7 protein-coding genes are annotated in these 7,875 nt (G+C 70.8%); 4 read left to right on the forward strand and 3 right to left on the reverse strand.

All coding sequences use genetic code 11. The features are described from left to right. Positions 1-173 precede the first annotated feature (173 nt). Positions 174-1,163, reverse strand: a complete 990-nt coding sequence (locus tag AC1DP0_RS14315) for a prohibitin family protein (protein WP_478085223.1) — start codon at positions 1,161-1,163, stop codon at positions 174-176. 64 nt (positions 1,164-1,227) lie between these two features. Here AC1DP0_RS14315 and holA point away from each other — a divergent pair, with 64 nt between their 5' ends. Both holA and rpsT read left to right on the forward strand, forming a co-directional pair. After that, a complete protein-coding gene (gene holA, locus AC1DP0_RS14320) occupies positions 1,228-2,187 on the forward strand; it encodes a DNA polymerase III subunit delta (protein ID WP_478085218.1) in 960 nt (319 codons plus the stop codon). Positions 2,188-2,414: 227 nt separating this feature from the next. Continuing rightward, on the forward strand, positions 2,415-2,675 hold the full coding sequence (gene rpsT, locus AC1DP0_RS14325; protein ID WP_478085219.1) for a 30S ribosomal protein S20: 261 nt from the start codon (positions 2,415-2,417) through the stop codon (positions 2,673-2,675). Positions 2,676-2,755: 80 nt separating this feature from the next. Here the strand turns inward: rpsT and AC1DP0_RS14330 are convergent, their stop codons facing one another. Beyond that, a complete protein-coding gene (locus AC1DP0_RS14330; RefSeq protein WP_478085220.1) occupies positions 2,756-3,370 on the reverse strand; it encodes a type II toxin-antitoxin system PemK/MazF family toxin in 615 nt (204 codons plus the stop codon). 138 nt (positions 3,371-3,508) lie between these two features. Here AC1DP0_RS14330 and AC1DP0_RS14335 point away from each other — a divergent pair, with 138 nt between their 5' ends. Continuing rightward, positions 3,509-4,747, forward strand: a complete 1,239-nt coding sequence (locus tag AC1DP0_RS14335; protein WP_478085221.1) for an MFS transporter — start codon at positions 3,509-3,511, stop codon at positions 4,745-4,747. A 36-nt stretch (positions 4,748-4,783) separates the two neighbouring features. On the opposite strand, the gene AC1DP0_RS14340 is transcribed toward AC1DP0_RS14335, so the two are convergent. Then, the gene (locus AC1DP0_RS14340; protein ID WP_478085222.1) at positions 4,784-5,776 is read right to left on the reverse strand and encodes a M48 family metallopeptidase; all 993 of its coding nucleotides are present in this window, start codon (positions 5,774-5,776) and stop codon (positions 4,784-4,786) included. A 218-nt stretch (positions 5,777-5,994) separates the two neighbouring features. Here AC1DP0_RS14340 and lepA point away from each other — a divergent pair, with 218 nt between their 5' ends. After that, positions 5,995-7,836, forward strand: coding sequence for a translation elongation factor 4 (lepA, locus tag AC1DP0_RS14345; RefSeq protein ID WP_478085224.1), 1,842 nt, complete (start codon positions 5,995-5,997; stop codon positions 7,834-7,836). Positions 7,837-7,875 lie beyond the last annotated feature (39 nt).

Raw genomic sequence — 7,875 nt, forward strand, 5'->3', positions numbered from 1 at the left:
GAGCTGCGCGACGCCGCCGACGCCGGCATGCAGCTCGACGAGCTGGTCGACCACTTCGAGCTGCCCGAGGAGACCATCGCCGCGCGGGTCGAGCAGCTCGGCCTGACCATCGCGTCAGGCGCCCTCTTCGACTGACGGGCCGCACGGCATACGCCATCGCGCTGCGACGGGCGTCACGGGGTCTTCGGGGTGGCCACCGGCGGTGTGGGCAGCTGCAGCAGGTTCGAGGTCCCCTGCGGCACGACGATGAGCGAGTCCCCGTGCTCCTTGAGCATGTCGATGTACTTGCTCATGAGGACCTGCTCGTTGAGCCGGTTCTGGCACTTCTCGGACGGCACCGGCACGACCTTCACGGCCTTGACGTCCTTGCCGTTGATGACCTCGTTGACCTGTGTCGAGGTCGCCCCGCAGCGGATGATCTGGTCGGCGTCGGACGTGGCCTGGGCCTCGGTCTTGGTGATCTCGGCCTTGGCGAGAGCCGTCTGCAGGTCGGCCTTGGCCGCTTCGGCGTTGGCGAGCGAGCTCTGCACCTTGTCGTAGTTGGCCTGCACGCTCTGGTCGAGCGTGATGGCCCTCGGGTCGACCTGCTCCACGGTGACGCCGACCTCGCCGAGACGCTTCTCGAGGCCCTCGGTGATCCGCAGCGCGAGCTGCGCCCGTGACTGGCGGACCGCGGCGGCCGTGAAGGTCGTCGGCGCGTCGCGGGTCACCGACGAGACTCCGGGGAGGACCGCACGGGAGATGAACGACTCCTGGTCGGGGTACTGCCGCACGATCTCCGAGAGCTTGCCCGGGTTGAGGGAGTAGCGGATGGTCACGTCGTAGGCGACCGTCGCGTTGTCGCTCGTGACGGTCGAGATGCGGCCCCCGCCCTCGTCGAGCGCGATGGTCTGGTTGCGGATGTCGAAGCGGATGAGGTCCTGCCACGGCGCCTTGAGGTGGATGCCGGTGGCGCTGATCGCCTCGTCACCCACCGTGCCGAAGGTCTTGGTCACCGCAGCCTCGCCCGCGTCGAGGCGGTAGTACGAGGCGCTCACGACGAGAAAGAAGGCGAGCGCGAACGGGATCGCGGCGTAGCGGCTCAGCTTCCTGGGGTGGTCCTTGAGCCGGAGCAGGACGAAGCCGACGGCGGTGAGCACGATGGCGAGGACGAGGGCGAACATGACCTTCACTTCCACGGGGGACGGGGCGGGCCGGCTGTCGGGCCCGCATGGCAGAGTTGACGCCATGACCGACCCGGCCGTTCCGCCCTTCGTCCTCGTGACCGGCCCGGAGGGCGTCCTCGTCGAGCGCGCCGTCGCCGCCGTGCTCGAGCCGGGCAAGCGGGCCGACGTCGAGGTCATCCGCATCGACCCGGCGACGTACGAGTCCGGGGCCCTGCAGATGCATGCGAGCCCCTCGCTCTTCGGTGGGGCCAAGACCATCGTCGTGCGCGACCTGCACGAGTCGCCCGACGAGCTGCAGCTCGACCTGCTCTCGCTCCTCGCCGTGCCCGATCCCGAGCTCGGTCTCGTCGTCGCCCACGGCGGAGGCATGAAGGGCAAGAAGGTCCTCGACACGATGAAGAAGTCCGGCGCCCGGGTCATCGAGTGCCCGGCCATCAAGACCGACCGCGACAAGACCGACTTCGTCATGAAGGAGTTCGCGGCCGCCCGGCGCAAGATCACGAGCGAGGGCGTCCGTGCCCTCGTCGAGGCCGTCGGCAAGGACGTGCGAGAGCTGGCCGCGGCCTGCTCGCAGCTCGTCTCCGACACGGAGGGCACGATCGACGACGCCGTCGTCGACACCTACCACGGCGGCAAGGTCGAGGCCACGGGCTTCCGGGTCGCCGACGCGGCCGTGGCGGGCCAGTCCGGTGAGGCCCTGCGCCTGCTCCGTCACGCCATCGCCACCGGCGTCGACCCCGTGCCGATCGTGGCCGTCATCGCCTCCCAGCTGCGCCAGCTCATCAAGGTCGGCGCCGCGGGGCGAGGCAGCTCGGCCCAGCTGGCCAAGAGCCTCGGCATGGCTCCGTGGCAGGTCGACAAGGCCCGCCGGGCCGTCGGCCACTGGAGCGCCGACGGCCTCGCCGTCGCGGTGCAGGCCGTCGCCGCGGCCGACTTCGAGGTCAAGGGCGGCGGACGCGACCCCGTGTATGCCGTGGAGCGCGCCATCCTGACCATGGCCCGCGCCCGCGCCGCACGCTGAAACACCTGTCCACCCAGCGCCTCGACGGACCGCGGGGGACGGCATGCTCCCGGTTTGGTCGTGCGCACCGGCCGCTGGTAACTTTGACCCTTGCGTGCGCGCTCAGGTCGTGCGCGCACGTCTGCAGCACCCAGAGCTGCTCACGCAGGGTGTCCCCACGCCCGGTCCCGAGCAGCTTTGCCGCCCTCTAACGGCAACCATCCGACCGAACGAAAGAAACCATCAACGTGGCAAACATCAAGTCGCAGCTCAAGCGCATCAAGACGAACGCGACGCGCACCGAGCGCAACAAGGCCGTCAAGAGCGAGCTCCGCACGTGGGTCCGCAAGGTCCGTGAGGCCACCGCCTCCGGCGACAAGGACGCCGCGGCCGACGCCCTCAAGACCGCCTCGAAGAAGCTCGACAAGGCTGTCAGCAAGGGTGTCATCCACCAGAACCAGGCCGCCAACAAGAAGTCGGCGCTGGCGAAGAAGGTCGCGTCGCTCTGACGCACCACCCTCTCGCGTGAGCGGGCCCGTCACCTCGTGGTGACGGGCCCGCCGTGCGTCCGGAGGATGACGGGGACGGCTCAGCGCGCGTGCAGGGCGCGTGCCGCAGCGACGACCTCGTCGTAGCGGTCGCGGGGGAGCACGGCACCCTCCCGGCGCACCCTGTCGGGATCGACCCGGACCAGGCGGTTGACGCGCACCTCGCTCGGGCGGCCGCGACCGTCCCAGGCGCCGGAGCCGATGTCGACCCACTCACGGCCCGAGCGCCGCTCCTGCTGCTCGTCCCGGTCGTGGTCCTTGCTCGTCAGGGGCAGGGCCACGAGCCAGTCGCCGTCGCGTCCGATGACGAGCACCGGGCGGTCCTTGCCCTGGCTGTGGTCCTCCTCGTAGGGCACCCACGTCCAGACGATCTCACCGGGGTCCGGGCGGCCGTCCGGCCGCGGCGCGTACGTCGTGTCAGGCAGCCGCGTCGCGTCGCCGGGGTAGGCCGCGCCCCGGTGGGCGACCGGTCGCCCGGTCGAGGGACTGGTCGGGCGGCTGGTCGGGCGGCTGGTCGGACGGCTGGTCGGACGGCTGGTCGGACGGCTGGTCGGACGGCTGGCCGGTGGGCTGGCCGGTCGGGCGCGGGTGGGAGAGGACGCGCCGCGCACGATGCCACGAAGTCTGCCGAGGAGACGCTCGAAGGTGCTGGACATGGGAATCACCGTAGCCGCGCCGCCGTTACCGTTGGAGTCCGAGACCGGGTCGACGGCGATCCGCACCACGCCACCCTGCCACCACGCCGGTGCCACCACCTTGGCCGCCGATCGACGACCGACCCCGGAGAACCCCCTGTGAGCCCCGCCAGACGTCGCACGACCCTCGCCATCCTCGCGCTAGCGGTGGGAGGTTTCGCCATCGGCACCACGGAGTTCGTGACGATGGGCCTGCTGCCGCAGATCGCCAAGGGCACCGGTGTCGACATCGCGACGGCCGGCCACTACGTCTCGGCCTACGCGCTCGGCGTCGTCGTCGGGGCCCCGCTCATCGCCGTCGCCGCGGCCAAGCTCCCGCGCAAGGGCCTGCTCATGGGCTTGATGGCCTTCTTCGCCGTCGCGCACCTCGCCATCCTCGCGGCGGACAGCTACCCCACCGTCATGGCCGCGCGGTTCCTCGCCGGCCTCCCGCACGGTGCCTTCTTCGGCATCGGCTCGGTCGTGGCTGCCTCCCTCGTGTCCCACCACCGACGCACGGCCGCGGTGGCGGCCATCCTCGGCGGCCTCGGGGTCGCGAACGTCGTCGGGGTGCCGGTCGCGACACTGCTGGGCCAGCGGTTCTCCTGGCACCTGCCCTACGTCCTCGTCGGCGCCGTCGCGGCCCTGACCGTCGTGGCCATCGCGCTCTTCCTGCCGCACCAGCCGCCGAGCGGGGAGGAGTCCATGCGCGCCGAGATGCAGGCGCTGCGCCGCGTCCAGGTCTGGCTCGCCCTGCTCGTCGGCGTCGTCGGCTTCGGCGGCATGTTCGCGATGTACTCCTTCATCACGCCGACCATGACCGAGCTGGCCGGACTGGACGAGCGCTACATCCCGTGGGTGCTCGCGGCATACGGCATCGGCATGGTCGCGGGGATGGTGCTGAGCGGGCGGATCGCCAACCGCGTCGGGGTGCTCAAGGGCATCATCGGCGCCCTCGGCCTCATCGCCGTGCTCCTGGCCCTCTTCGGCTGGGCGGCGCACACGCTCTGGCTCGCCGTCGTCATGGTCTTCGTCCTGGGCCTGCTGCCCTCGATCGTCGTGCCGCTGCTCCAGACCCGCCTGATGGACGTCGCCCACGAGGGGCAGTCGCTCGCCGCCGCCCTCAACCACTCGACGCTCAACACCGCGAACGCGCTCGGTGCGTGGCTCGGCTCGATGGTGCTGGCCGCCGGGTGGGGCTACGGCGCGCCGAGTCTCGTCGGGGCGGGCCTGGCCGTGCTCGGGGTCGGGGTCGCGGTGCTGTYGGCGGTGCTCGAGCGTCGTCGGCGTGTCGTCGCCGAGGGCTCCGACCGCCAGATCAGCCGGGCTGCTGTCAGCGCCGAGACGACGAACGCCTGAACGCTGGAGGCCCGGCCACCGTCGGTGGTGACGCGGTCACTCGACCGGCACGAATGATCCCGAGGGCCCCGGCTGGATCGCGGGGGCATCTTCCGGGAGGGGCGTCGGAGCGAAACCGACCATGGCGGGCAGGGCATACGCCCCCGGCGCGGCCGGCCGGCCCCAGAGCCACGGCTCCTTGGGGCGCCAGAGCAGGCGGCCGGGACGGCGCCGGTCGCGCAGCGCGTGGATGCGCCACAGCAGCACCGGGTGGCTGGCGACGGCGTTGGTGACCCAGACGAAGAAGCCCGGCTCGGTGACGGCACGGTCGGCCATCGCGTCAACGTCGACGGAGCGGCCGAGGTACTTCCCTCCGGCGAGCGTCGCCATGGCGGAGCGGGCACCCTGCGGCGCCAGCGCGTGGCCGTAGTTGTCGGCGGTGTACTCCTGCGCCCGGCTCAGGGTCGAGCCGACGAGGGGGATCCACTGCGAGGCGAACGTGCCGAGGACGCGCCAGTAGCTGACGTGCCCGGCGGCCAGATGCCCGACCTCGTGGGCGATGACGAAGCGCAACGCGTCCGGCTCCCTCGCCGCGCCGCCGACCTCGAGCAGGTCGCTGTTGATGACGACGAACCGGCGGAGGCCGTGGCCCGAGGCGGCCGCGTTGAGCACGCCGTTGCCGAGCACGACGTACGCGTCGGGGACGTAGGACATGCCGGACCGGGCGGCCGCGTCGACGAGCATCGCATGGGCCTCGGGGAACTGCTCCGGGGTCAGCTTGATCCCGGAGAGCCGCTGCTGGGCCCACAGCTGTCCGCGCGCGAACCAGACGAGCACCGGGGCGAAGATCAGCGCGAGGGCGTAGACGTCCGGCGTGCGCTGCTCGTCGATGGCGAGCGACACCTCGGAGAAGGCCGCGACGAGGAGCAGCACCGACGTGACGACGGCGAGGACGAGCATCACGATCTCGCGAGGATGCCGCACGTAGCGGCGCAGCGGCAGGTGCGAGCCGGGGGCCACTGGTAGGACCTGCATCGGTTGGGCGCGCATGGCCGCCATTGTGCGTCACCAGGGCGTCCCGATGCGGGGACAGGCCGGGGAGGCGTGAGCGCCGGCCCCCCAAAGCATGGGAGACTGTGGTGGTTGCGGCGGCGGTCCCCGGCGACTCGAACGACTCGAGCGACTCGAGCGACGAGAGCGCCGCCCGGCCGCCGACCAGCACCATCCCCGTCACCCTGACTCTGCGAGGTTCGTCCCACGTGTCGCCCATGGCCCGCTCCGCGTTGGCACCCAACGCAACGCCGTCGGACCTGATCCGCAACTTCTGCATCATCGCGCACATCGACCACGGCAAGTCGACGCTGGCCGACCGCATGCTGCAGCTGACCGGCGTCGTCGACTCGCGCGCCATGCGCGCGCAGTACCTCGACCGCATGGACATCGAGCGCGAGCGCGGGATCACGATCAAGAGCCAGGCCGTGCGCATGCCGTGGGAGCTCGAGGGCACGACGTATGCCCTGAACATGATCGACACACCCGGCCACGTCGACTTCACCTACGAGGTCTCCCGCTCGCTCGCGGCGTGCGAGGGTGCCGTGCTCCTCGTCGATGCGGCCCAGGGCATCGAGGCACAGACCCTCGCGAACCTCTACCTCGCGATGGAGAACGACCTCAGCATCGTGCCGGTGCTCAACAAGATCGACCTGCCGGCCGCCCAGCCCGAGAAGTACGCCGAGGAGCTGGCCAAGCTCATCGGGTGCGAGCCGGAGGACTGCCTGCAGGTGTCCGGCAAGACCGGCGCCGGCGTCGAGCCGCTGCTCGACACCATCGTCCGCACGCTGCCCGCCCCGGTCGGCGATCCCGACGCGCCGGCTCGCGCGATGATCTTCGACTCGGTCTACGACACCTACCGCGGGGTCGTCACGTACGTCCGCGTCGTCGACGGCAACCTCAGCCCGCGCGAGAAGATCGTCATGATGTCGACCCGGGCGACCCACGAGCTGCTCGAGATCGGCGTCATCAGCCCCGAGCCCGTGCCCTCGAAGGGGCTCGGGGTCGGCGAGGTCGGCTACCTCATCACCGGCGTCAAGGACGTGCGCCAGTCCCGCGTCGGCGACACGGTGACCAACGCGAGCAAGCCCGCGACCAAGGACCTCGGCGGCTACCGCGACCCCAAGCCGATGGTCTTCTCCGGCCTCTATCCCATCGACGGGTCCGACTACCCCGACCTGCGCGAGGCCCTCGACAAGCTCAAGCTCAACGACGCCGCGCTCGTCTACGAGCCCGAGACGTCGGCCGCCCTCGGCTTCGGCTTCCGCGTCGGCTTCCTCGGCCTGCTCCACCTCGAGATCGTCCGCGAGCGCCTCGAGCGCGAGTTCGGCCTCGACCTCATCTCGACCCAACCCAACGTCGTCTACGACGTGACGATGGACGACGGCAAGGCCGTGCACGTCACCAACCCGAGTGAGTACCCCGACGGCAAGATCCGCGAGGTGAGCGAGCCCATCGTGCGCGCCACGATCCTCGCGCCTTCGGAGTTCGTCGGGGCGATCATGGAGCTCTGCCAGCAGAAGCGCGGCAACCTCCGCGGCATGGACTACCTCTCCGAGGACCGGGTCGAGATGCGCTACACGCTGCCGCTCGCCGAGATCGTCTTCGACTTCTTCGACCAGCTGAAGTCCCGCACCCGCGGCTACGCCTCGCTCGACTACGAGCCCGACGGGGAGCAGGTGGCCGACCTCGTGAAGGTCGAGATCCTCCTCCAGGGCGAGACGGTCGACGCGTTCTCCGCGATCGTCCACAAGGACAAGGCGTACGCCTACGGCGTCATGATGGCGAGCAAGCTCAAGGACCTCATCCCGCGCCAGCAGTTCGAGGTCCCGATCCAGGCCGCCATCGGCTCGCGCATCATCGCGCGCGAGAACATCCGCGCCATCCGCAAGGACGTGCTCGCCAAGTGCTACGGCGGCGACATCAGCCGCAAGCGCAAGCTCCTCGAGAAGCAGAAGGAGGGCAAGAAGCGCATGAAGATGGTCGGTCGGGTCGAGGTGCCGCAGGAAGCCTTCGTGGCCGCGCTCTCGAGCGACTCCGACCAGGGCAAGAAGAAGTAGCTGCCCCACCGGCGGCCGGCGGCCGGCGGCGGCGCCGGC

It is taken from the genome of Terrabacter sp. P5_B1 (assembly GCF_056400505.1).

Coding starts and splice junctions, on each gene's coding strand:
- AC1DP0_RS14315 (WP_478085223.1), bottom strand. CDS start 1,163: ATGTTCGCCCTCGTCCTCGCCATCGTGCTCACCGCCGTCGGCTTCGTC.
- holA (WP_478085218.1), top strand. CDS start 1,228: ATGACCGACCCGGCCGTTCCGCCCTTCGTCCTCGTGACCGGCCCGGAG.
- AC1DP0_RS14330 (WP_478085220.1), bottom strand. CDS start 3,370: ATGTCCAGCACCTTCGAGCGTCTCCTCGGCAGACTTCGTGGCATCGTG.
- AC1DP0_RS14340 (WP_478085222.1), bottom strand. CDS start 5,776: ATGCGCGCCCAACCGATGCAGGTCCTACCAGTGGCCCCCGGCTCGCAC.
- lepA (WP_478085224.1), top strand. CDS start 5,995: ATGGCCCGCTCCGCGTTGGCACCCAACGCAACGCCGTCGGACCTGATC.